This window comes from Streptomyces sp. NBC_01006 (assembly GCF_045162725.1).
GTDB lineage: Bacteria > Actinomycetota > Actinomycetes > Streptomycetales > Streptomycetaceae > Streptomyces.
In genome coordinates this window covers 5,064,587-5,088,006 of record NZ_CP108700.1, presented here as the reverse complement: position 1 = coordinate 5,088,006, position 23,420 = coordinate 5,064,587, and the positions used below count along the sequence as shown (strand labels likewise).

At 69.8% G+C, this 23,420-nt stretch carries 25 protein-coding genes, 1 pseudogene and 1 riboswitch; of the genes and pseudogenes, 15 read left to right on the top strand and 11 right to left on the bottom strand.

Annotation, left to right across the window (positions count from 1 at the left end):
- The first annotated feature begins 50 nt into the window (after positions 1-50).
- The 6 genes from sdhC (at position 51) to OG509_RS23370 (ending at position 4,850) form a co-directional block, all read left to right on the top strand.
- Positions 51-431 (top strand): succinate dehydrogenase, cytochrome b556 subunit, encoded by a 381-nt coding sequence (gene sdhC, locus OG509_RS23395; protein WP_078988574.1) that lies wholly within the window; start codon positions 51-53, stop codon positions 429-431.
- Positions 432-436: 5 nt separating this feature from the next.
- Complete coding sequence (locus tag OG509_RS23390; protein WP_030154905.1) at positions 437-919, top strand: succinate dehydrogenase hydrophobic membrane anchor subunit; 483 nt, start codon at positions 437-439, stop codon at positions 917-919.
- Between the two features lie 24 nt (positions 920-943).
- On the top strand, positions 944-2,698 hold the full coding sequence (gene sdhA, locus OG509_RS23385; protein ID WP_406184416.1) for a succinate dehydrogenase flavoprotein subunit: 1,755 nt from the start codon (positions 944-946) through the stop codon (positions 2,696-2,698).
- A complete protein-coding gene (locus OG509_RS23380) occupies positions 2,698-3,456 on the top strand; it encodes a succinate dehydrogenase iron-sulfur subunit (protein ID WP_406184414.1) in 759 nt (252 codons plus the stop codon). The genes sdhA and OG509_RS23380 overlap by 1 nt, the downstream gene beginning before the upstream one ends.
- 155 nt (positions 3,457-3,611) lie before the next feature.
- Complete coding sequence (locus OG509_RS23375; RefSeq protein WP_406184413.1) at positions 3,612-4,241, top strand: Uma2 family endonuclease; 630 nt, start codon at positions 3,612-3,614, stop codon at positions 4,239-4,241.
- Positions 4,242-4,283: 42 nt separating this feature from the next.
- Positions 4,284-4,850: a hypothetical protein gene (locus OG509_RS23370; RefSeq protein ID WP_030154896.1), complete on the top strand. Its 567-nt coding sequence runs from the start codon at positions 4,284-4,286 to the stop codon at positions 4,848-4,850.
- Here OG509_RS23370 and OG509_RS23365 read toward each other — a convergent pair.
- Positions 4,826-5,245, bottom strand: a pseudogene (locus OG509_RS23365) (hypothetical protein); the annotation flags it as partial. The gene OG509_RS23370 and the pseudogene OG509_RS23365 overlap by 25 nt on opposite strands.
- A gap of 82 nt (positions 5,246-5,327) precedes the next feature.
- Here OG509_RS23365 and OG509_RS23360 point away from each other — a divergent pair.
- Together OG509_RS23360 and OG509_RS23355 are read left to right on the top strand one after the other, a co-directional pair.
- On the top strand, positions 5,328-6,104 hold the full coding sequence (locus tag OG509_RS23360; protein WP_406184410.1) for an alpha/beta fold hydrolase: 777 nt from the start codon (positions 5,328-5,330) through the stop codon (positions 6,102-6,104).
- Positions 6,105-6,199: 95 nt separating this feature from the next.
- A complete protein-coding gene (locus OG509_RS23355; protein ID WP_406184408.1) occupies positions 6,200-6,829 on the top strand; it encodes a Uma2 family endonuclease in 630 nt (209 codons plus the stop codon).
- Between the two features lie 4 nt (positions 6,830-6,833).
- On the opposite strand, the gene OG509_RS23350 is transcribed toward OG509_RS23355, so the two are convergent.
- Positions 6,834-7,445 (bottom strand): CAP domain-containing protein, encoded by a 612-nt coding sequence (locus tag OG509_RS23350; RefSeq protein WP_406184407.1) that lies wholly within the window; start codon positions 7,443-7,445, stop codon positions 6,834-6,836.
- 231 nt (positions 7,446-7,676) lie between these two features.
- Here OG509_RS23350 and OG509_RS23345 point away from each other — a divergent pair, with 231 nt between their 5' ends.
- Complete coding sequence (locus OG509_RS23345; RefSeq protein WP_406184406.1) at positions 7,677-9,677, top strand: bifunctional metallophosphatase/5'-nucleotidase; 2,001 nt, start codon at positions 7,677-7,679, stop codon at positions 9,675-9,677.
- A 4-nt stretch (positions 9,678-9,681) separates the two neighbouring features.
- Here OG509_RS23345 and OG509_RS23340 read toward each other — a convergent pair whose 3' ends face one another.
- The gene (locus OG509_RS23340; RefSeq protein WP_406184405.1) at positions 9,682-9,975 is read right to left on the bottom strand and encodes a DUF397 domain-containing protein; all 294 of its coding nucleotides are present in this window, start codon (positions 9,973-9,975) and stop codon (positions 9,682-9,684) included.
- Positions 9,975-10,787 (bottom strand): Scr1 family TA system antitoxin-like transcriptional regulator, encoded by an 813-nt coding sequence (locus OG509_RS23335; RefSeq protein ID WP_406187652.1) that lies wholly within the window; start codon positions 10,785-10,787, stop codon positions 9,975-9,977. The genes OG509_RS23340 and OG509_RS23335 overlap by 1 nt, the downstream gene beginning before the upstream one ends.
- Positions 10,788-10,881: 94 nt before the next feature.
- On the opposite strand from OG509_RS23335, the gene OG509_RS23330 reads away from it, so the two are divergent.
- From OG509_RS23330 to OG509_RS23315, 4 genes are all read left to right on the top strand, one after another.
- Positions 10,882-11,298 (top strand): hypothetical protein, encoded by a 417-nt coding sequence (locus tag OG509_RS23330; RefSeq protein WP_406184404.1) that lies wholly within the window; start codon positions 10,882-10,884, stop codon positions 11,296-11,298.
- A gap of 68 nt (positions 11,299-11,366) precedes the next feature.
- Positions 11,367-11,771, top strand: coding sequence for a hypothetical protein (locus OG509_RS23325; protein ID WP_385584751.1), 405 nt, complete (start codon positions 11,367-11,369; stop codon positions 11,769-11,771).
- Positions 11,772-11,834: 63 nt separating this feature from the next.
- Positions 11,835-12,236 (top strand): thiol-disulfide oxidoreductase DCC family protein, encoded by a 402-nt coding sequence (locus OG509_RS23320; protein ID WP_406184403.1) that lies wholly within the window; start codon positions 11,835-11,837, stop codon positions 12,234-12,236.
- A gap of 11 nt (positions 12,237-12,247) precedes the next feature.
- Positions 12,248-13,015 (top strand): TetR family transcriptional regulator, encoded by a 768-nt coding sequence (locus tag OG509_RS23315; RefSeq protein ID WP_406184402.1) that lies wholly within the window; start codon positions 12,248-12,250, stop codon positions 13,013-13,015.
- Here the strand turns inward: OG509_RS23315 and OG509_RS23310 are convergent.
- From OG509_RS23310 to OG509_RS23300, 3 genes are all read right to left on the bottom strand, one after another.
- Positions 13,002-14,564: an ABC transporter substrate-binding protein gene (locus OG509_RS23310; RefSeq protein WP_406184400.1), complete on the bottom strand. Its 1,563-nt coding sequence runs from the start codon at positions 14,562-14,564 to the stop codon at positions 13,002-13,004. The two genes, OG509_RS23315 and OG509_RS23310, sit on opposite strands and share 14 nt — an antisense overlap.
- A 140-nt stretch (positions 14,565-14,704) precedes the next feature.
- Positions 14,705-16,084: a metallophosphoesterase gene (locus OG509_RS23305; protein ID WP_406184399.1), complete on the bottom strand. Its 1,380-nt coding sequence runs from the start codon at positions 16,082-16,084 to the stop codon at positions 14,705-14,707.
- Positions 16,081-16,341 (bottom strand): SCO4848 family membrane protein, encoded by a 261-nt coding sequence (locus tag OG509_RS23300; RefSeq protein ID WP_030154873.1) that lies wholly within the window; start codon positions 16,339-16,341, stop codon positions 16,081-16,083. The genes OG509_RS23305 and OG509_RS23300 overlap by 4 nt, the downstream gene beginning before the upstream one ends.
- Before the next feature lie 121 nt (positions 16,342-16,462).
- Here OG509_RS23300 and OG509_RS23295 point away from each other — a divergent pair, with 121 nt between their 5' ends.
- Positions 16,463-17,716: a D-alanyl-D-alanine carboxypeptidase family protein gene (locus OG509_RS23295; protein WP_406184397.1), complete on the top strand. Its 1,254-nt coding sequence runs from the start codon at positions 16,463-16,465 to the stop codon at positions 17,714-17,716.
- Positions 17,717-17,730: 14 nt separating this feature from the next.
- On the opposite strand, the gene OG509_RS23290 is transcribed toward OG509_RS23295, so the two are convergent.
- From OG509_RS23290 to glyA, 4 genes are all read right to left on the bottom strand, one after another.
- Entirely contained in the window at positions 17,731-18,651 is a 921-nt protein-coding gene (locus OG509_RS23290; RefSeq protein ID WP_406184396.1) for a YihY/virulence factor BrkB family protein, read from the bottom strand.
- Between the two features lie 166 nt (positions 18,652-18,817).
- Complete coding sequence (locus OG509_RS23285; RefSeq protein WP_406184395.1) at positions 18,818-19,438, bottom strand: 2'-5' RNA ligase family protein; 621 nt, start codon at positions 19,436-19,438, stop codon at positions 18,818-18,820.
- Between the two features lie 110 nt (positions 19,439-19,548).
- Entirely contained in the window at positions 19,549-20,562 is a 1,014-nt protein-coding gene (gene trpS / locus OG509_RS23280; RefSeq protein WP_406184393.1) for a tryptophan--tRNA ligase, read from the bottom strand.
- Between the two features lie 95 nt (positions 20,563-20,657).
- Positions 20,658-21,926 (bottom strand): serine hydroxymethyltransferase, encoded by a 1,269-nt coding sequence (gene glyA, locus OG509_RS23275; RefSeq protein WP_406184392.1) that lies wholly within the window; start codon positions 21,924-21,926, stop codon positions 20,658-20,660.
- A 35-nt stretch (positions 21,927-21,961) separates the two neighbouring features.
- Positions 21,962-22,052, bottom strand: a riboswitch (ZMP/ZTP riboswitch).
- A gap of 159 nt (positions 22,053-22,211) precedes the next feature.
- Between glyA and rocD the strand changes: the two genes are divergently transcribed.
- The gene (gene rocD / locus OG509_RS23270; RefSeq protein ID WP_406184391.1) at positions 22,212-23,420 is read left to right on the top strand and encodes an ornithine--oxo-acid transaminase; all 1,209 of its coding nucleotides are present in this window, start codon (positions 22,212-22,214) and stop codon (positions 23,418-23,420) included.

The following is a 23,420-nucleotide window of genomic DNA, read 5'->3' as shown; positions in this document are numbered from 1 at the left end:
GACCGACAAAGAAGCCGGCTGGCCCCCGCCCCGCTTCCGGAGGGTTTTCCGTGCCGGCTGGAACGTTGTACCGCGGCCGGGAAGGAATGTGGTCCTGGGTGGCTCATCGAGTCACCGGCGTCCTCATCTTCTTCTTCCTGTTCGTACACGTCCTCGACACCGCTCTCGTCCGCGTCTCCCCCGAGGCGTACGACGATGTCGTGGCTACCTACAAGACTCCGATCGTCGCGCTGCTGGAGTACGGCCTCGTGGCCGCCATCCTGTTCCACGCGCTCAACGGTCTCCGTGTGATCGCCGTGGACTTCTGGTCCAAGGGCCCCCGCCTCCAGAAGCAGATGCTCTGGGGCGTCATGATCGTCTGGATCATCCTGATGATCGGGGCCCTGTACCCCGTCCTGGGCCACGCAGCTGCCGAACTGTTCGGGAAGTGACACTCATGTCTTCTGACACTTCTTCCGCCCAGGCCATCGGCGACGTGGAGGGCGTAAGCCTCTACGACGTCGACAACCCGGCGCCGTACATCGAGGCCCCGCGCAAGCGCACGGGCAAGACGCCGCGCTCGACCCGCGGCAACTTCGAGATGGCCGCCTGGCTGTTCATGCGCCTCTCGGGCATCGTCCTCGTCGTGCTCGTCCTCGGCCACCTGCTGATCCAGCTGGTGCTGGACGGCGGCGTCTCCAAGATCGGCTTCGCCTTCGTGGCCGGCCGCTGGGCGTCCCCGTTCTGGCAGGTCTGGGACCTGCTGATGCTGTGGCTCGCGATGCTGCACGGCGCCAACGGTCTGCGTACCGTCATCAACGACTACGCGGAGCGCGCCAACACGCGGCTGTGGCTGAAGGGCCTGCTCTACACCGCCACGGTGTTCACCATCCTTCTGGGCACGCTGGTGATCTTCACCTTCGACCCGAACATCCGCTAGGCAACGGGGCTGAGGCGAAACAAGATGAAGATCCACAAGTACGACACCGTCATCGTCGGCGCAGGTGGCGCGGGCATGCGTGCCGCCATCGAGTCGACGAAGCGCAGCCGCACCGCCGTGCTGACGAAGCTCTACCCCACCCGCTCCCACACGGGCGCCGCGCAGGGCGGCATGGCCGCCGCGCTGGCGAACGTGGAGGAGGACAACTGGGAGTGGCACACCTTCGACACGGTCAAGGGCGGTGACTACCTGGTCGACCAGGACGCCGCCGAGATCCTGGCGAAGGAGGCCATCGACGCCGTCCTCGACCTGGAGAAGATGGGCCTGCCGTTCAACCGCACGCCGGACGGCACCATCGACCAGCGCCGCTTCGGCGGCCACTCGCGCAACCACGGCGAGGCCCCGGTCCGCCGGTCCTGCTACGCCGCGGACCGCACCGGCCACATGATCCTCCAGACGCTGTACCAGAACTGCGTCAAGGAGGGCGTGGAGTTCTTCAACGAGTTCTACGTCCTGGACCAGCTCCTCGTCGAGGAGGACGGCGTCAAGAAGTCGGCCGGTGTGGTCGCGTACGAGCTCGCCACCGGCGAGATCCACGTGTTCCAGGCCAAGGCCGTCATCTACGCCTCCGGCGGCACCGGCAAGTTCTTCAAGGTGACCTCCAACGCGCACACCCTCACGGGTGACGGCCAGGCGGCCTGCTACCGCCGCGGCCTGCCGCTGGAGGACATGGAGTTCTTCCAGTTCCACCCGACGGGCATCTGGCGCATGGGCATCCTGCTGACGGAGGGCGCCCGCGGTGAGGGCGGCATCCTCCGCAACAAGGACGGCGAGCGCTTCATGGAGAAGTACGCGCCGGTCATGAAGGACCTCGCGTCCCGTGACGTCGTCTCGCGCTCCATCTACACCGAGATCCGCGAGGGCCGCGGCTGCGGTCCGGCCGGTGACCACGTGTACCTGGACCTGACGCACCTGCCGCCGGAGCAGCTCGACGCGAAGCTCCCGGACATCACCGAGTTCGCGCGCACCTACCTGGGCATCGAGCCGTACACGGACCCGATCCCGATCCAGCCCACCGCGCACTACGCCATGGGCGGCATCCCGACGAACGTCGAGGGTGAGGTCCTGTCGGACAACACCACCGTCGTCCCGGGCCTGTACGCGGCCGGCGAGGTCGCCTGCGTCTCCGTGCACGGCGCCAACCGCCTCGGCACCAACTCCCTGCTGGACATCAACGTGTTCGGCAAGCGCTCCGGCATCGCCGCGGCGAAGTACTCGCAGGAGAACGACTACGTCGAGCTCCCCGAGAACCCGGCGCAGCAGGTCGTCGACCTGGTCGAGCACCTGCGCAACTCCACGGGCAAGGAGCGGGTCGCCGACCTGCGCCTGGAGCTCCAGGAGACGATGGACGCCTGCGTGATGGTGTTCCGTACGGAGCAGACCATCAAGACCGCGGTCGAGAAGATCGCGGAGCTGCGCGCGCGCTACAAGAACGTGTCCGTCCAGGACAAGGGCAAGCGCTTCAACACGGACCTGCTGGAGGCCATCGAGCTGGGCAACCTGCTCGACCTGGCCGAGGTCATGGCCGTGTCCGCGCTCGCGCGCAAGGAGTCCCGCGGCGGTCACTACCGCGAGGACTACCCGAACCGCGACGACGTCAACTTCATGCGCCACACCATGGCGTACCGCGAGGTCGGAGCCGACGGCTCGGACTCGGTCCGGCTCGATTACAAGCCGGTCGTCACGACCCGCTACCAGCCGATGGAGCGTAAGTACTGATGGCTACCCCCACCCTGGAAAAGATGGAAGAGGCGGCCGCGGCCTCCCCGTACATCACGGTCACTTTCCGGATCCGCCGCTACAACCCCGAGATCTCGGACGAGGCTCAGTGGCAGGACTTCCAGATCGAGATCGACCCGAAGGAGCGCGTGCTCGACGGTCTCCACAAGATCAAGTGGGAGCTCGACGGCACGCTGACCTTCCGCCGGTCGTGCGCGCACGGCATCTGCGGTTCCGACGCGATGCGGATCAACGGCAAGAACAGGCTCGCCTGCAAGACGCTGATCAAGGACATCAACCCGGAGAAGCCGATCACGGTCGAGGCCATCAAGGGCCTCACGGTGATGAAGGACCTTGTCGTCGACATGGAGCCCTTCTTCCAGGCGTACCGCGACGTCATGCCGTTCCTCGTCACCAACGGGAACGAGCCGACGCGTGAGCGTCTGCAGACGGCGGAGGACCGCGAGCGGTTCGACGACACCACGAAGTGCATCCTGTGCGCGGCGTGCACCTCGTCGTGCCCGGTGTTCTGGAACGACGGGCAGTACTTCGGCCCGGCGGCGATCGTCAACGCCCACCGCTTCATCTTCGACTCGCGTGACGAGGCCGGCGAGCAGCGGCTGGAGATCCTGAACGACAAGGACGGCGTGTGGCGCTGCCGCACGACCTTCAACTGCACCGACGCGTGCCCCCGCGGCATCGAGGTCACGAAGGCGATCCAGGAAGTCAAGCGCGCGCTGATCACGCGCCGCTTCTGACCGCCCGGCAGTCAGTCGTACGAGGGCCCCGCACCCCGGTTCCGCACCGGGGGGGCGGGGCCCTCGCCCGTTCGGGTGATCACGCGGCTTCCGGCCGCGGGGCCCTTCCCCGTCCTACGATGATGCTCTCGACAGCAGCCCACGGGAGGCACGTGATGTCCGCAGCACCCGCCGAGCACCCCACCGGCACATGGCCACTGCTCGATGCGGCCAATGCGCTCATGGAGCGAAACCCCGGCTACCGCGTCGAGATCATCGAAGGACACATGCTCGTGACGCCACCCCCGGATTCGGCCCACGCGAGCGCTCTGACCAGCCTGATGCTCCCCTTCATCACAGCGGGCCTGCACGGCGACGCCACAGAAGTGGTTCAAGGGGTCGGTCTCTGGCTACCCGACGGCCGCGAGGGCTATGCCATTCCGGATCTTTCAGTGGTCGACGCCGACATCACCGAACATCACGTCGAGAACAACTGCTACGAGCCCGTCGTCTTCCGCCTGGTCCTGGAGGTCACCTCCAGCAACTACCAGGCCGACCTGCGGACGAAGGTCCGGGCCTACGGCAACGCCAAGGTCCCGGTCTACGTGATCGTCGACCGCCGGCACAACCGCCTGCACGTACTCACCGATCCGGCCCAGGACGAGTACGCCACCCACCGTGTCCACGCCCCCGGTGAGCTCGTCACCCTGCCCGAGTCGATCGGTGCCAAGGTGACCCTGGACGTCGAGGCCGTTCTCACGGCGGCGCGGCGCAAGCCCGAGAGCGAAGACAACAACCTCTCCTGACCGGGGTACGAGGTCGGGGGTGGCTGTGGAAAGATCGAGCGTATGAGCGAGCAGCAGCCGAATCCGTACTCAGGTGACAACGGGGCTCCAGGGGGCCCGGGTTATGGATATCCGCAGGGATATCCGGCGACTCCGGGGACTCCCGGGTACGGGTACCCGGCCACTCCGCCCGCGCCCGGGTACCAGCCGACCGTCGGCGGCGCCGGCATTCCGGCCCCCGGGCAGCCCCCGATGATGCCGCCCGTGCAGCCCGCGGGCTACGGCGGCGGGTCCGGGCTGGCCCTCGGCGACATCACCATCGCCGGGGACCAGATCATGACCCCCTCGGGCCCGATGCCGCTCAAGGGCGCGATGTGGAACGCCTCGGACCTCTCCCGCACCGAGACGAAGATCCCGGCGCACGCCATCGTGCTCGCGGTCATCTTCTTCCTGTTCTGCCTGCTGGGCCTGCTCTTCCTCCTCATGAAGGAGAAGACCACCACCGGCTACATCCAGGTCACCGTCACCAGCGGCGGCCGCCACCACTCCACGATGATCCCGGCGGTCGACGCGAGCACCTACCCGTGGGTGATGCAGCAGATCAACTACGCCCGTTCGCTCAGTATCTGACGGGTGATGGTCGGGTCGGTGATGCCGGTGTCGTCCGCCAGCATCATCGCCTTGCTGAGGATCAGCGCGAGCGTCCTGTCCCCCTCGAAGGGCAGGTACCCGGTCTCCGTCCCGGAGGCCGTGCGCCCCGCCGGGACTCCCCGACCCGAGGTGGATCCGGTACGCGCGCAGCTCGCCGCGTACGTGCAGGAACCGTCCCTCGATCCGGCACCGGTCGGCGATGGCGAGCCTCGGGACAAGCCGCTCCAGCAGGAGCCGGCGGGTCTCTGCGGTCTGGCTCAGCTCGCCGAAGCCGTACGCGTTCACATCGTGTACTCGCCGCCGCAGGCGTGCGCCAGGTTCTCCGGGGCGCCGATCGGGTAGAAGCGCACCTGGTCGGTGCGCAGCCGGAGGAAGCCCAGGACGCGCCTCTGACAACGCCCCCGGCCCCCGGATATCCAGAGGCGGTTGCCGCCCACGTCGTACAGGCTCTCCCCCATGAACCCCATGAACCCCATGAACCCCCTCCTCTCCCACGACGTGGCCGGTCCGGCGGACGGCCCGGCCCTGGTCCTGCTCCACTCCTCGGTCTGCGACCGCCGCATGTGGGAGCCGCAGTGGCGACCGCTGGCCGAGGCCGGATTCCGGGTCGTCCGGGCCGACTTCCGCACCTGCGGGGACTCACCGGCGGCGGTCGCGCCCTACCGCGACCAGGACGACGTACTGGACCTGCTGGACTCCCTGGGCATCGAACGGGCCGCCTTCGCCGGATCCTCGTACGGCGGCCGCGTCGCGCTCGGGATCGCGTCGCGGCATCCGGAGCGGGTGGCCGCACTGGCCCTGCTCTGCCCGGCCGTCCCGGCCCAGCAGCGCGGCCCGGCCCTGCAGAAGGTCGTCGACGCGGAGGACGCGCTGCTCGAAGCGGGGGACGTCGCGGGGGCGGTGGAGCTGATGGTGGACACCTGGCTCGGCCCCTCGGCGGACGAGGCGGCCCGGGCGCTGGTCCGCACCATGCAGGGCCGCATCTTCGAGGTGGCGCAGACCGTCGAATCCCACCACGAACTCCCGGAGCACGAGGCCGATCTCGGAGCCATCACGGCCCCCACCCTCGCGGTGGGCGGCGCCCGCGACGTGGAGGACTTCCGCACCATCGCCGCCACCCTCCCCCACCACATCCCGGGTGCCCGCCACACGGAACTCCCCTGGGCCGGCCACCTCCCCTCCCTGGAACGCCCCGAGGAGACCTTGGCCCTCCTCCTGGACTTCCTTGGGTGAGGACGGCCCCGATCCGGTGAACCGTCCGGATACCGCATGAGGCGGTCGCGCCGTCCTACGATGATGCTCTCGACCCAGCCCACGGGAGGCCCGAGATGTCCGCAGCACCCGTCGAGTACGCAGACGAGGACCGGCCGCTGACCTTGCTCGAAGAGGCCAACAGGCTCATGGAGCAGAACCCTGGCTACCGCGTCGAGATCATCGGAGGCCAGCTCACTGTGACGCCGCCTGCGGACATCCCCCACTCCAGGGTGCTGAACAAGATCACCCGGCCATTCGTCGCGGCGGGCCTGGACGACGGAGAGACAGAGGTGCATCAGGGGATCGGACTGTGGCTGCCGGAGGGGCCGGAGGACTACGCCATCCCCGATCTCGTCGTCGTCGATGCCGACAGCGATGAGCACCTCGTCAAGAACAACTGCTACGACCCGGTCGTGTTCCGCCTCGTCCTCGAAGTGACGTCCAGCAACTTCAGCACCGACCTGCGCTTCAAGGTCGGCGCGTACGCGCAGGCCATGATCCCGATCTACGTGATCGTCAACCGGAAGCACCAGCGGGTGCACGTACTCACCGAGCCCGGCGGGGGCGAGTACCGGAGCCACCGCGTGTACGCGGCCGGCGAGCTGGCCACCCTGCCCGACAGCCTCGGTGCCAAGGTCACCCTCGACGTCGAGGAACTGCTGGCCGCCGGCCGTCCGCAGCCGAGGAAGCCCGCACCGGAGTAGCCGGTTACTGCTGGCAGCGGCCGAATGTCACGACGTAGGTTCCGGCCTGGCTCGCTCCGGCTCCGGCGCGGTCCGCCGCGCCCGGCTGGGCCCAGGCTCCGATCTCTCGTAGCGAGGGGTCCAGGACGATCTGGCGGTGGCCGTACGTGCTGACGTTCACCCACCAGTTGACCGCGGCATTCGGGGTTCCCGAGCCGCCCCAGCCCGTGTACGTGATCTCGGCGACGGCCCACGACCTGGGGTTCGGGCAGTAGCCTGCGGCCTTGATGCGGCTCTGCGGTGTGGAACCGGTCTGCGGGTTGGTGTGCGAGTCCTTGCCCGGCCCCCACCACTTCAGCTGCACGGCGGCGGCCGAGTGCTGCTGCGCCGCCGTCGTCAGGGCCTGGTTCACGGTGAGGGCGGGCAGGCCCCGCTGGGTGCGCTGGGCGTTGATGAGGCAGATCAGCGCGTTGCGTACGGCGGTGTCGTTGCTGCTGGTCGGGGCCCGGGCACTGGCCGCGGCGTCGCAGGTGACGGCCGCCGCCGGCGCTGCGGCAACCGGTACGAGCGCGGTCGACAGGGCGCCTGCCAAGGCGAGGCCCAGAGCGGTTCGGGTGAGCGAAGCGTGCCTGCTCAAGGGGGTCCACCTCCCGCGAATTGCGGACAGTGCTTTCCTGTGGTTTCCCGTGGTTTCCCGTTGCGGCGACGCCGGGCGGCCGTACGTTTCGCCGCGCGGCCCGGCCCGGCGCCACGGCTCCTCCTCCAGGCTGCCACCCGGCCCGCCGGCCCGCCATCCAGGCGCGGGCCCGCGTACAGGCGCCCGGCACGGCGCATCGACACCGGACCCCTCCCGCGGGACCATGCCCACGTGACGAGGCTCGCCAAGACCACGCATCCGGACCGGAGTTCACACCACCTCGGGCGGCGGGGTTTCCTCACCGCCCTGGGGACCGCCGCAGCCACCTTCGCCACAGGGGTCCCCGCCCACGCCACCGAGCACGCGCGCGACGCCGCCTCCGCCGTCGAGTACGTCGACGTCCAGCTCCTCAACATCACCGACCTGCACGGATACCTCCAGGCCGCCCCCGGCACCAACGCCACCATCACCGGGAACGGGGGACAGACGTACACCGTCGGCGGCGTCGCCCACATGGGCGCCCACCTCGCCCGGCTGCGCGCCGACCGCGCCAACTCGTTCTTCTTCACCCCCGGAGACGCCTTCTCCGGCTGGGAGTTCGACGCCGCCGCCTTCGCCGACGAGCCCACCATCGAGGCCCTGGGCCGCATGGGCCTCGACTTCGCGACCGCTGGGAACCACGAGTTCGACAAGTCCCCGGCCTTCCTGCAACGGCACATGGAGCAGGGCGTCCCCTTCCCCGTCGAGGGCCGCGACGCCACCTTCACCGACTCCTCCGGCGCCCGCTTCCACGGCGCAGGCTTCCGCTTCTTCAGCGCCAACGTCGTCCGGACCGCCGACCAGAACAGCCCCGTCCTGCCCGCGTACAACATCGAGACGGTACGGACGGCCGCGGGGCAGGAGCTGCTGATCGGCTTCATCCACCTCACCGCCCTCGGCGCCGAGCTCTTCCCCGGCTCCTACCAACCCGGCCTGGCCACCCTGGACGAGGTCGCCACCGCCGACCGGTACGCCGCCCAGCTCAAGGCCCAGGGGGTCAACGCGATCGTCCTGAGCATGCACGACGGAGCCGTGGCCGGCGCCGACTTCAACAGCGGCACCGACCCCTCCGGCCCCGCCCTCGATCTGGCGCTGCGCGTCTCCCCCGACATCGACGCCATCGTCACCGGCCACTGGCACACCCGGTTCAACATGATGCTCCCGGACCCGAACGGCGTCCCCCGCCCCTTCGTCGAAGCCGGCTGCTACGGCCAGCTCATCAACGAGATCAACCTCCGCCTCGACCCCGCCACCGGCAAGGTGGTCCGCGAGCTGACGGTGTCGACGAACCACCCCAACACCCGCGACGTCACCCCCGACCCCGCCCTCAAGGAGGTCGTCGACTACTGGGCCGGCCAGGCCGCCGCCCGCGACGGCTCCAAGATCGGCAAGCAGACCGGATCGTTCGTCCGTACGCGCAACACCGCCGGCGAGAGCACGATGGGCGACCTCGTCGCCGACTGGGCCCTGTGGGCGGGCCGCCGCCCGACCGACCCCGAGAACGACGCCAACGTCCACCCCAACGTCCCGGCCCAGCTGGCCCTGGTGGCCGCCGCCCCGCGGGTCGGGCAGGCCGTGATCGCGGGCGATCTCGTACGGGACACCGCCTCGGGCGGCGCCGTGACCTTCGGCCGCGCCTGGAGGGCCGTCGGCTTCGGCGACCCGGTCGTCAGCGCGACGGTGACCGGGCAGCAGATCCACGACGCGCTGGAGCAGCAGTGGACGACGGCGGCCAGCGGTGAACTCCTCTTCGCGCCGCTCGCCGTATCCAAGAACGTGCGCTACACCTTCAACACCCTGGGGAGGGTCGGCGACCGCGTGAACCCGGCCGAGGTATTCATCGACGGCGTCGCGCTCGCCCTCACCGGCACCTACCGCCTCGCGGCCCCCTCGTACACCTTCCTCGCGAACGACGGCTACGGGGCGCTGACCGGCTTCGAGGCCCCGTACCGCCACCAGCGCGACTTCGAGAGCTTCGTCGCGTACATCCGCGAGACCCAGACCCTCACCCCGGCCCCGCTGAACCGCGTCACCGCCGCCAACACCACCCGGCGCGGGGCCGACACGGGCCTCGTCCTGGACCGAGGCCCCCTCCTGTACCCGGACGGCACCCCGCTACCCCGCCCCGAGTCCGCGATCCTCTCGGCCGACCGCCCCCACACGAGGAGGGAGGGACCCGTCCCACCCTGCTGAACGGCTACAGCGAGCCGGTGAAGGCGGCCCAGGCGGTTGTGGCGACTGTGAAGGAGGGGCGGGCGATGTCCTTGGAGTCGCGAACGTGGACGGCCGAGGCGCAGCCTGCAACTTCGACGCACTGGCCTCCATCGCCGCCGCTGTAGCTGCTCTTGCTCCACGGGAGGGCCACCTCGACACAATCACCGCCGGAGCCGCCGCTGTAACTGCTCTTGCTCCAGTCGAGAGCCACCTCGACGCACTCGCCGCCGGAGCCGCCGCTGTAACTGCTCTTGAACCACGCCAGTTCGGTGCTCATCACTCCCCCAATAGCTGCTCGATTAGGTGTGTCGACTCCCGTGGCGTGAGGGCCAACCCTCGGATGCTCGCATGGCGTTGAACCATCCCGCTCACTGCCTCGGGCTTCTGGATCAACCAGCTGTGCTCCTGCACCTCAACATAGCCAACCATTCGGTACTGGGGCACTTCCACGAGGGTCATCGAGCCATCCGAACCAACTGGCTCTTCGCAGTCCAGGGGCACCACCTGGATACAGACGTGCGGGAGCTGACCGACTTCCAGCAGGTGGCGGATCTGGTCCCGCCACACGGATTCGCCGCCGGTCTTGCGGAGGAGCACTGACTGTTCGATCACGAAGCACAGTTCGGGTGCCGGATCCCGGTGGAGGAGCTTTTGCCTGCCCACTCGGTCGGCTAACCGCTTTTCGATCTCCTCGGCGGGCACCGTCGGCCGATAGGCCTCGAACAGCCTGCGCGCGTAGGCCTCCGTCTGTAAGAGCCCGTGCAGCATGTGCGTGGAGTACACCCACAGGCTCACCGCTTTGGCCTCGATGGACGTGAAGTTGCTGTACTGCGGCGAGTGCCGCTCCTCTTCCAGGTACGGGACGACTGCCTTCAGTACGCCGTTGGCGGTGAGTAGCTCATCAAGCTTTTCCAGCACCACCGGATCAATGGTCCGGTCACCGCGCTCGAACGCCCCGATCGCCGAGCCCGAGAAGTTGGTCCGCCCTCCCAGTTCGGTTCGGGACACCCCGCTCTTCTCACGCAGGGTACGGATCTGAGCCCCCAAGCCGCGTCGGAGCGCTGAGGGCAGGGGTTCACTCGGGTTCACAGGGTCGGCCACAGCTTCACAGCCCTTCTCGCATCGCCGTCCGTAACGGCTCAACTACTGTTCAACGCTACGGCTGAGCCATCAGCCTTGCGGCATGAACGAGGAAATCCCGCCATCCCCCTGGGCCCCCGACTGGGTGCCCGACTCCGGATTCCAGTTGCGGCTCGCCGGCGTGCATTTCGATGCCGTCCGGATCCAGGGGCAGCTCGGCGAGGAAGTGGCCAAGAGCCTCTGCCGGCTCACCGGCCACGGCCCCGGGCCGATCGTGTACGAGCTCACCGGGTACCGGTGGATGTACTTCCTGCTCCCGCCCCACACCGCCCGCGTCCGGACCTGGCCGGCGTACACGCAGCGGTATACCTCCCGCACCCGGAACGCCTCCGCCTACGTCGGCGTACCCGCCCTCTCCGGGACCACCTGGCCCCTCGCCTGGCGGTCGGTGCCGACGCGCGGGGCGCCGTACGTGGACCCGGACCTGCTGGAGAAAGTCACCGGCACCGAGAATGCTTGAACCTGTTCAAAAAGAGGTCTACAGTCAGTCCTGCCAACGAGTTGAACACGTTCAAGGGGGGCTGAGGCATGGACCTCACCGTCGTCGCATACGTCATCTACCTGCTCATCAGCATCGGGCTGACCGTCTGGGTCGCCCGTACGCTCAGCCGCAACGGCCGCATCTTCATCGCCGACGTCCTGCACGGGAACGAGAAGCTCGCGGACGCCGTGAACCACCTCCTGGTGGTGGGGTTCTACCTCGTCAACATCGGCTTCGTGACGCTCTACCTGCGCTCGGACGTCGGCATCGAAACGGCCCGCGAGCTCTTCGAGGCCCTGTCGGTCAAGATCGGTGTCGTCCTGCTGGTCCTCGGCGTCATGCACCTCGGCAACGTCTGGGTGCTGAACAAGATGCGCCGCCGCGGGATCATGGAGCGCCAGCAGACCCCGCCGGTCGCCCCGACGGCGTGGACCGCTCCGGCCGGGGCCTGAGCGGTGACCACGCCAACGGCAACGCCAACGGCAACGACAGCGCAGGCGACCCGGCACCTGACCGTGCTGTACGACGCCAACTGTCCGCTCTGCGTGCACATCCGGCACTGGCTGATCGGGCAGCGCTGGCTGGTGCCGCTCCGGCTGATCCCGGCCGGGTCCTTCGCGGCGCAGGAGAAGTTCCCGCGGCTCGACCACGCGTCGACGCTCCGCGAGATCACCGTCATCGGGGACGGGGGGCAGGTGTGGACCGGGACCGATGCCTTCATCGTCTGCCTGTGGGCCCTGACGGAGCACCGGCCGAAGGCGAACTGGCTCGCCACTGCGGCGGGCCGGCCCTTCGCCCGGGCCGCCATGTACACGGCCTCCGCATGGCGCCAGGCCGTACGGACCGAGCCCGGGGCAGAGGGCGAAGTGGAGCCGGAGGCACCGGCCTGTGGCGACCACTGCTCCGTACCCGGATAGGCTCGTACACCGTGACTGATCAGAAGGCTCCCAAGAGCGAGCAGACCCGCACGCTCATCCTCGAAACCGCGCTCCGTCTCTTCCAGGAGCGCGGCTTCGACAAGACGACCATGCGGGCCATCGCCAAGGAGGCAGGGGTCTCGGTCGGCAACGCCTACTACTACTTCGAGTCGAAGGAACACCTGGTCCAGGGGTTCTACGACCGGATCGGCGCCGCTCACCAGGCGGCGGTCCGGCCCATCCTCGACAACGAGACCGATCTGCAGAAGCGGCTCGCGGGCGTGCTGACGATCTGGCTGGACATCGCGGCGCCGTACCACGAGTTCGCCTCGCAGTTCTTCAAGAACGCCGCGGACCCGGAAAGCCCGCTCAGCCCCTTCTCCCCCGAATCGGAACCCGCCCGCAAGGCGGCGATCGACATGCACCGCGAGGTGCTGGCCGGCGCGAAGACTAAGGTCCCGGCCGAACTGGCCGACGTACTGCCGGAGCTGATGTGGCTCTCGCAGATGGGGCTCGTCCTGTACTGGGTCTTCGACCGGTCCCCGAACAGCGAGAAGACGCGGCGGCTCGCGGAGCGCGGCGCGCAGCTGACGACGCGGGGCATCGTCCTGGCCCGGTTCCGGGTGCTGCGGCCGCTGGTGCGCGAGGTCCACGAGCTGTTCGCGGACTTCCTGCCGGGGATGGCGCAGACGGTGGTGTCGAAGAAGAAGCGGGCCTCCGACCCGGATGCCGACTTCGACCCCACGGCCGGCGCCGACGGAGCGGCTACAGCCAGTTGAGCTCCCACAGGCGCCAGACCCCGGTGCCGTCCGAAAGGTATTGGGCGCCGGAGACGGACTCGCGGGACATCACGTAGTCCTTCTTCTGCCAGATGGGCAGCATCGGGACCTGCTGGGAGACCAGCTTCTGGAGTTCGCGGAATTCGGCGGCGGCCTGGCCGCGGTCCGAGAAGGACTGGGTCCGGGCGATGAGGCCGTCGACTGCCTTGTCGGAGAAGCCGTTGTTCATGCTGGAGTCGGCGCCGACGAGCGGGGCGAGGAAGTTGTCCGCGTCCGGGAAGTCGGCGATCCAGCCGATGGTGTAGGCGTCGAACTCACCGGCCGCGTAGGCCTTCTGGAAGTCGGCCCACTGGTCGACGGCCTTGATCTTGATCTGGAAGAGCCCGGTGGCCGTGAGCTGCTTCACGATCTCGTCGGCCTCCGCGACGTTCGGACCGCGCGTGTTCACGCCGAGGGTGAGGGAGACCGGGGCGGTGATCCCGGCGTCCTTGAGCAGCTTCTTCGCGGTGGCGCCGTTGGGCGCCGGGTACGTGTCGAAGAACGGGGTGCTGTGCGCGGAGATGCCGGCCGGGACGAGGGAGTAGAGCGGGGTCACCGTGCCGTGGTGGATCTCGCCGGCCACCTTGGAGCGGTCGATGACGGCGGCGATCGCCTGGCGTACGGCGAGCGGGGCGGTCGTGGAGCCGGGGCGGACGTTGAAGACCATGCTGCGGGTCTCGGAGCCGCCGGAGGCCTGGTACTTGGTGTCCTTCAGGCCCGGGTTGAGCCCGGCGAGCACTTCGGGCGGCATGTCGCGGTGGGCGACCTCGATCTGGTGGTCGGTCCAGGCCTGGTTGAGCTGGGCGGAGTCCTTGTAGTACCGGACGGTGACGGCCGTCTTGGCGGGCTGCTTGGACTGGCCCCGGTAGGCCGGGTTCGGCTTGAGCTCGGCGCTGGTGCCGGCCTGGTACGCTCCGAGGGTGAAGGGGCCGGAGCCGTCGACCTTGCCGCCCTCGCGGAGGGTCTTCGCCGGGTACTTCTCCTTGTCGACGATCGAGGCGGCGCCCGTCGCGATCTTGAAGGGGAAGGTGGCGTCCGGCGCGGAGAGCGTGAAGGTGACGGTGCCGCCCTCGGCCTTGACCGACTGCAGGGTGTTGAAGAGGGGCGCCGGACCCTGGTCGGAGTTGATCGCCTTGATCCGGTCGAAGGAGTGCTTGACGTCCTCGGCGGTGACGGCGCGCCCGTTCGAGAACTTCAGGTCTGGGCGGAGCTCGCACTGGTACGTGGTGAGCTGCGCGCCGGTGAACTTGCAGGCGGAGGCCGCGTCCGGGACCGGGGTGTCGGAGCCCGACTTCATCGTCAGCAGCGACTGGTAGACGTTGCTGAACAGGGCCCAGGAGCCCGCGTCGTACGCCCCTGCCGGGTCGAGGGACGAGACCACGTCGCTCGTCCCGACCCGCAGGGCGGTCCCGCTGCCACGGCCCTCCTCCGGGAGCAGCTGCCAGGCGCCGACACCGGCCACGCCGATCACCAGCCCTGCCGCGATGACCTTCGAGCGGACAGACTTCACCCTTGACCCCACCCCACCCATGAAAATGCCATGGTTTGACTCGCTCACCGGATCCCCATGTCCGATTAACGGTCATCCCATCATGGAATTTCGGCCTCGGGAAGGCTGATTCACGGCGGGTCGTTACCGGTTGCGCCCGGTCAGGCCTGGTATGAGGCGAGTTCTACGACCGTGATGTCGGACGGGGCCCCGACCCGGACCGGCGGCCCCCAGGCACCGGCGCCGCGCGAGACGTAGAGCTGGGTGTCGCCGTAGCGCTCCAGCCCGGCGACGGTGGGGTTGGCGAGCTCGGCGAGGTAGTTGCCGGGCCAGAGCTGGCCGCCGTGGGTGTGGCCGGAGAGCTGGAGGTCGACGCCGTGGCGGACGGCGTCGTGGATGACGACCGGCTGGTGGGCCATGAGTACGGCCGTGCGGGCCGGGTCGCGGTCGCCGAGCGCGGCCGTGAAGTCCGGACCGTGGCCCTCCGTCTCGCCCTGGACGTCGTTGACGCCGGCGAGGTCGAAGTACGGGAGGGGGCGGCGGGCGTTCTCCAGGGGGGTGAGGCCGAGCTCGCGGACGTGGTCGATCCACTGCTGGGCGCCGGAGAAGTACTCGTGGTTGCCGGTGACGAAGTACGAGCCGTGGCGGGCGGAGAGCCGGCGCAGCGGCTCGGCGGCGCTGCCGAGGTCGTGGACGCTGCCGTCCACGAGGTCGCCGACGACGGCGATGAGGTCGGGCTGGGTGCGGTTGATCGTCTCGACGATGCGGGTGGTGTGGGCGCGGCCGAGGATCGGGCCGAGGTGGATGTCGCTGACCACGGCGATGCGGAAGCCGTGCGCTGCGCGGGGCAGTTTGGCGAGGGGGACCTGGACGCGCTTGACGCGGGGGCCGCGGAGGACTCCGTAGGTGCCGGTGGCTACGGTTCCGGTGGCTGCGATGGCGGCTGCGCCGCCGAGGGCTCGTGCCACGAACTGGCGGCGGGTGGCTCCGCCCGGGGCTTCGACCGGGGCTTCCGTCGGCTCGGCCGCTTCGGCCGGGGCCTGGGTCGGAGGGGCCGTACCGGCGGGGGCTTGCGTCGGCGGGGCCGGGGTGGCGGGGGTGGGGGTGGGGGTGCCCTGCGGGGCCTGTCCCCTACCCGCCCTTCCACCGTTCCCCGGGCTCCGCCCGGACCCGGAAAGACCCGGGGGCTCCGCCCCCGGACCCCCGCGCCTCAAACGCCGGCGGGGCTGGTTGCGGAGCAAGGCGGCTCGCACGGGCTCTGCCACCAGCATCGCCAGGGTCAGGTAGAGGAGGACTGCGAGCCACATGTAACCCGGCCAGGCCACCGACTGTTCTAGCCAGAAGGGGGCGCCTGCGCGGCCTGCGGTGAGGGCGGCCAGTGAGAGGAGCGGCAGCGTGAAGGCGAGAGTGGTGCCGATGCGGCGCGCCGTGCCGCGCGGGCGCGTCGTATCGCGGACCAGCCGGACCCACAGCCAGCGGTGGACCAGGACCAGCAGGGCCAGGACCACCAGCGCGATCACCGCGAAGAGCAGGATTCTCATGCGTCCGGACCCCGGCGTGATTCACGCCGCAGAGCGAGGACGCCGCGCAACCCGATCACACCAACGGCCGTCCCCAGGAGAAAGGAGGCGATGGCCAGGAGAAGGTGTACCCAGAAGTAGGCCGTCGGCTCGCCCGCCGCGTCGAATGCCAGACCGCTGGCGTCCTTCCACAGGTTCCGGACGAAAGTTGCCCAGATGAACCAGCTCCACACTCCGAAGGCGAGCAGGAACCAGGAGACGGCGCGGCTGAGTTTCATGCCCCCAGTATCGGTTTGGTCCCCAGGACGGACGCGTCGGGGTGGGCTGTACCGGCGGTGGTTCGGCCATGTTGGCCGGTCCCTGACGGCAGACAGCCGATCGGGATGTACTTTCACCTGCGTGTCTGCCAAGAAGACCGCGCTGACGGTCCTTTCCGCCGGGCTGCTGGTCCCCGCGATGCTCGTGGTGCCCGCGCACGCCGCGCCCACTCCGCCGTCGGACGGGAAGGCGCAGCCGCCCAAGGCCCCGGCCGCGGCCGCGCCGCCGGCGTCGATGTCCACCGTCGGCGGGGCCCTGCTCGGCAAGCCGGGGGTGCAGGTGAGCCCCCTCGCCGGGGCCCCCGCGCTGCCGACGAGCCTGTCGGGACGTTCATGGATCGTGGCCGACGCCGAGACCGGCGAGGTGCTGGCCGCCAACAACGCGCACTGGCGGCTGCCCCCGGCCTCCACCCTGAAGATGCTCTTCGCGGACACTGTGCTGCCGAGCCTCCCGAAGGACCAGGTCCACAAGGTCACCGAGCAGGAGATGGAGGGCGTCGGCGCGGGCTCCAGCCTGGTCGGGGTCAAGGAGGACCACGAGTACTCGGTGCACGACCTGTGGCTCGGGGTGTTCCTGCGCTCCGGTAACGACGCGGTGCACGTGCTGGCCGCCATGAACGGCGGCATCGACAAGACCGTCAAGGACATGCAGGCGCACGCCGAGGAGCTCCAGGCCCTCGACACGCACGTGGTGTCGCCGGACGGGTACGACGCCCCGGAGCAGGTGTCGAGCGCGTACGACCTCACCCTCATCGCCCGCTCCGGACTGCAGAAGCAGGACTTCCGGGAGTACTGCGGGACGGCGGAGGCGAAGTTCCCGGGGCACCAGGAGCCCGGGAAGCCGCGGGAGTACTTCGAGATCCAGAACACCAACCGGCTGATGACGGGCTCCGGCGGGCTCTCCCCGTACAAGGGCATCGCGGGGGTGAAGAACGGCAACACGACCATGGCCGGCTCGACCTTCACCGGCGCGGCGCAGCAGGGCAACAAGAAGCTGCTGGTCACGGTGATGAACCCGGCCTCGGGCGGGCTGAACTCCGTCTACGAGGAGACCGCCGACCTCTTCGACTGGGGGTTCGCGGCGATCGGCAAGGTCAAGCCGGTGGGCCGGCTGGTCCCGCCGAAGAGCGCGGACACCTCCTCGATCGGCTCCCCCGCCCAGACGCACGAGCACGCCCCGTCGGCGGCCGGTGAGGGCGCGGGCGGCGGTGTCGGCACCGCGCTCGGGGTCGCGGGCGGGGCGCTGGCCGTGATCGCGGGCGGGGCGTACGCGGTCAACCGCCGCTGGCCGCGGGGGCCGCGCGGTCGCCGCACCGGCGGCGACGAGGCGTCGTAGGCGCCCTGGGTGTCCTAGTTGCCCCGGGCGTCCTGCACCGCCCGCTCCTCCGGGTCCTCCGGGTCCTCCGCGCCGTCGCCGTCCGCGTCGGCGCGGGTGGCCGTCCAGGCGGAGCAGAACAGCAGCAGCTTCGCCATGAGGTTGATCCAGATCAGCAGGGCGACGGGCACGCCGAAGGCCCCGTACATGCTCTTCGCGGCGACCCCGCGCATATAGCCGCTGAGCAGCAGTTTCAGCAGTTCGAAGCCGGCCGCGCCGAGGAGGGCGGCCTGGATCAGGCGGTGGCGCGGCGGTTCGACGCCGGGCAGCAGGGTCAGTACGTACAGCAGGATCAGGAAGGCGGCGAGGACTCCGACGAGGAAGGCGCCGGTGCGCAGGAGCGCGCCGCCCGCGCCGTGCTGCGGCACGCCCAGCCAGCCGCCGAACTTTCCGACCGCGCTGGAGCCGAGGATCGAGGCCGCCGCAGAGGCCAGGCCCACGACCCCGAGGCCGACGAGTACGAGCCCGTCCTTGCCCTTGCGGACGATGGGGTTCCCCTGGTCCTCGTCGTCCTTCTCCCACACCGCGCGCAGGCAGTCCCGCATCGAGCCGACCCACCCGATGCCGGTGACGAGCAGCAGGGCGGCGGCGACGAGCCCGATCGTGCCCGCGTTGGCGACGAGGCCGTCGAGGTCGAGCTGGTCGGAGATGCCGGGGACCTGCTCGGCGAGGTTCTTCTGGAGCCGGTCCAGCTGCTCCTGGCTGAGCAGTGCGGCGCCGATGACGGCGGCCACGGTGATCAGCGGGAAGAGCGCGATGAAGCTGATGAAGGTGATCGCCGAGGCGAGCCGGCTCCAGTGGACCCGGTCGAGGCGCTCGTAGGCGCGCCAGGCGTGGGTCCGCATCAGCCGGACCACGAGCGGGCCGATCACCGGGAGTTTCGTCAGCCAGTCCATGGGGTCACGGTAAATGAGGCGACGGAAATAGCCGGGATTACCGGTTTCGGGCGCTACGGTCGTCGATTGTGACTTTTCGCGAAGCGCTTCCGACGGGCTGTCCCTTCCCCACGCTGCTCCTGCGTACGCTCCGCTTCCACGCCCGCCAGACCCTCAGGCCGCTGCGTCAGGAGCGCCGTACGGCCGTCTCGCCCGCGGGCCCCGCGGCACGCGCCGCCTCATCGACCGGTGAGCCCAACTGCGCCGGGACTCCGGCGATCGGGCCGGTGCCGAAAGGGTATTCACGCAGCTTGCGCCAGACCCCGTCCGAGCCCTGCTCGTAGAGCGCGAAGCCGGTGCAGGTCCACTGCGCCGCGTAGTCGGCGAGGGTGGCGAACGCCAGGTCCATCGCCTCCTCGGAGATCCCGTGGGCGACCGTGACGTGCGGGTGGTACGGGAACGCCAGCTCGCGGCTGAGCGGCCCGTCCGGGTCGCGGACCAGGCCCTGGAGCCGGGTGCAGCCCGTACCGCCCTCGACGACCTGGACGAAGACGACCGGCGAGAGCGGGCGGAAGGTTCCCGTGCCCGCCAGCCGCATCCCGAAGGGGCCGAAGGCGGCGGCGACCTCGGCCAGGTGGGCCCTGACCTCCGCCAGCCGGTCCGCCTCCACCTCGGTGGGCGGGACGAGAGTGACATGCGTGGGGATGCCGTGGGCGGCAACGTCCCCGAAGCCGGCGCGCAGCTGCTGGAGCTGGCTGCCGTACGGCTCCGGGACCGCGATCGAAACGCCGAGCGTTACGGTCCCCACGTATGTCTCCTCCGTCGTCCGGTCCGTCGTCTGGTGTGTACGGGTTGCGTACGGGTCCTGCCGACCCAGTGTGGGGCCAGCACCCCCCGGATTGCCAGGGCCTCCGGCGGTCAGTGCTTGGCGGGCACCAGACCGAGGCGGTCGTAGGCCTGCGCCAGGGTCTCGGCGGCGACCGCGCGGGCCTTCTCCGCGCCCTTGGCCAGGATGGAATCCAGGGTCTCCGGGTCGTCCAGGTACTCCTGGGTGCGCTGCTTGAACGGTGTGACGAAATCGACCATCACACCGGCCAGGTCCGTCTTGAGCGCGCCGTAGCCCTTGCCCTCGTAGCGGGTCTCCAGGGCCGGGATCGACTCCCCCGTGAGGGTGGAGTAGATCGTGAGCAGGTTGCTGACGCCGGGCTTGTTCTCGGTGTCGAAGCGGACCTCGGCCTCGGTGTCGGTGACCGCGCTCTTGATCTTCTTCTCGGTGACCTTGGGCTCGTCGAGGAGGTTGATCAGGCCCTTGGGGGAGGACGCGGACTTCGACATCTTGATCGAGGGGTCCTGGAGGTCGTAGATCTTCGCGACCTCCTTGACGATGTGCGCGGCGGGGAGCGTGAAGGTCCGGCCGTAGCGCTGGTTGAAGCGCTCGGCCAGGTCGCGGGTCAGCTCGATGTGCTGGCGCTGGTCCTCGCCGACGGGCACGGCGTTGGCCTGGTAGAGCAGGATGTCGGCGACCTGGAGGATCGGGTACGTGAACAGGCCGACGGTGGCGTTGTTGACGCCGCCCTTGGCGGACTTGTCCTTGAACTGCGTCATCCGGCTGGCCTCGCCGAAGCCGGTGATGCAGTTCATGACCCAGCCGAGCTGCGCGTGCTCGGGCACGTGGCTCTGGATGAAGAGCGTGCAGCGGTCCGGGTCGAGACCGGCGGCGAGCAGCTGCGCCGCGGAGAGGCGGGTATTGGCGCGCAGATCCTTCGGATCCTGCGGCATGGTGATCGCGTGCAGGTCGACGACCATGTAGAACGCGTCGTGCGTCTCCTGCAGGGCGACGTACTGGCGGATGGCTCCGAGGTAGTTCCCGAGGTGGAACGAGCCGGAGGTGGGCTGGATGCCGGAGAGCGCGCGAGGACGATCAGAAGCCATGGCTTCATTCTCTCAGGTACGGCGGCCACGGTGGTCCCCACCTGTCCGAAACCCCCGGGGCGGAGCCCCGGGGGTTTGACGGGTCGGGGGACGGGTCAGGACAGCGGGAGGCCCGGGGCCGGGTGGGCCGACATCAGGTCCGCCACCTCGGTGCGGATGGCGGCCAGGGCCGGTTCGTCCTGCTTCGCGGCGGCGTCCACGGCCCGGGAGATCCACTCCGCCACCAGCGGCATGTGGTCCGTCCCCAGGCCCCGCGAGGTCAGCGAAGGGGTGCCGATGCGGATGCCCGACGGGTCGAAGGGCTTGCGGGGATCGAACGGGACCGTGTTGTAGTTCACCACGATGCCGGCGCGGTCCAGCGCCTTGGCCGCCACCTTGCCCGGCACCCCGCGCGAGGTCAGGTCCATCAGGATCAGATGGTTGTCCGTACCGCCCGACACCAGGTCGAAGCCGCGGGCCAGCAGGGCCGCCGCCAGCGCCTTCGCGTTGGCGACCACCGCGTGCGCGTACGACACGAACGACGGCTGCGCCGCCTCGTGCAGGGCCACCGCGATGCCCGCCGTCGTCTGGTTGTGCGGGCCGCCCTGGAGGCCCGGGAAGACCGCCTTGTCGATGGCCTTCGCGTGCTCCTCGCGGCACATCAGCATCGCGCCCCGCGGTCCGCGCAGCGTCTTGTGCGTGGTCGTGGAGACCACGTCCACGTGCCCGACCGGCGACGGGTGCGCCCCGCCCGCGATCAGGCCCGCGATGTGCGCCACGTCGGCGACGAGGACCGAGCCCGCCTCCTGGGCGATCGAGGCGAACGCCTCGAAGTCGATGGTGCGCGGGAGCGCAGTACCGCCACAGAAAATGATCTTCGGGCGCTCCGCCAGCGCGAGCTCGCGCACGGCGTCGTAGTCGATCAGGCCCGTCTCCGCGGACACCCCGTACTGGACGCCCCGGAACCAGGATCCCGTCGCCGAGACCCCCCAGCCGTGCGTCAGGTGCCCGCCCATCGGCAGGGCCATGCCCATGACCGTGTCGCCCGGCTTCGCGAAGGCCAGGTACACCGCGAGGTTCGCCGGAGAGCCGGAGTACGGCTGGACGTTGGCGTGGTCCACGCCGAACAGGCCCTTCGCCCGCTCGACGGCCAGCGCCTCGACGCGGTCGATGTTCTGCTGGCCCTCGTAGTAGCGACGGCCCGGATAGCCCTCGCTGTACTTGTTCTGCAGCACCGTGCCGGAGGCTTCGAGCACGGCGGCGGACACGTAGTTCTCGCTCGGGATCAGGCGCAGGGTCTCCGCCTGCAGGGTCTCCTCGGCGGCGACGAAGGACGCCAGCTCGGGGTCGACGGCGGTCAGGGCGGGGTGGCGGCTCGCGCTCATGGCGGCTCCTCCGGGGTCGATGTCAGATCTCGTCCCCGCGAGGCCCAGGCGAGCGGCCCTGTATGCGGTCGTGCGCGCACGACTCCCCCGGAGTTGGTTCTCCGTACGCCAGTCGCCGTGCGTACCGCTCACCTTAGCGGGCGGTCCACAAGAAAGGTTTCCCCGTCCGGTATACGAGCGACGTATAGCCGTATACAAGGTGACGTGACGCAGGTGACGACACCCCCGTCACCTCCATCACCCGCATCACCTCCATCACGCCCGCCCCCGACGATCGGAGACCCCGTGTCGACAACTGCTGAAGCCCTGCGCTCCGCCGAGGCGCACAGCGCGCACAACTACCACCCGCTGCCCGTCGTCGTGGCGACCGCGGAAGGCGCGTGGATGACCGACGTGGAGGGCCGCCGGTTCCTGGACATGCTCGCGGGCTACTCGGCGCTCAACTTCGGCCACGGCAACCGCCGTCTGCTCGATGCGGCCAAGGCGCAGCTGGAGCGGGTCACCCTCACCTCGCGGGCCTTCCACCACGACCGGTTCGCCGATTTCTGCAGCGAGCTCGCCGCGCTGTGCGGCAAGGAGATGGTGCTGCCGATGAACACGGGCGCGGAGGCCGTGGAGACGGCGGTGAAGACGGCCCGCAAGTGGGGTTACGAGGTCAAGGGCGTCCCGGACGGGCAGGCCAAGATCGTGGTCGCGGCCAACAACTTCCACGGCCGTACGACGACCATCGTGAGCTTCTCGACGGACCACGAGGCGCGCGACCACTACGGGCCCTACACCCCCGGGTTCGAGATCGTTCCGTACGGGGACCTCACCGCGCTGGCGGCGGCCGTCACGGCCAACACCGTGGCCGTGCTGCTGGAGCCGATCCAGGGCGAGGCCGGGGTGCTGGTGCCGCCCGCCGGCTACCTCCAGGGCGTACGGGAGCTCACGCGCGAGCGGAACGTCCTGTTCATGGCGGACGAGATCCAGTCGGGGCTGGGCCGGACCGGCAAGACCTTCGCGTGCGAGCACGAGGACGTCGTACCGGACGTGTACATCCTCGGCAAGGCGCTGGGCGGCGGCGTGGTCCCGGTCTCGGCCGTGGTCGCCGACCGGGACGTGCTCGGGGTGTTCCGGCCCGGCGAGCACGGCTCCACCTTCGGCGGCAACCCGCTGGCCTGCGCGGTCGCCCTGGAGGTGATCGCGATGCTGCGCTCCGGCGAGCACCAGCAGCACGCCGCCGAGCTCGGCGACCACCTGCACCGGGAGCTGAACCTGCTGGTCGGCGGGGGTGCGGTGACCGCCGTACGCGGGCGCGGGCTGTGGGCGGGCGTCGACATCGACCCGGCGCACGGCACGGGCCGGGAGATCTCGGAGCGGCTGATGGAGCGGGGCGTCCTGGTCAAGGACACCCACGGGGCGACGATCCGCATCGCGCCCCCGCTGGTGATCAGCAAGGAGGACCTGGACTGGGGCCTGGACCAGCTGCGGGAGGTGCTGGCCGCGGGCTGA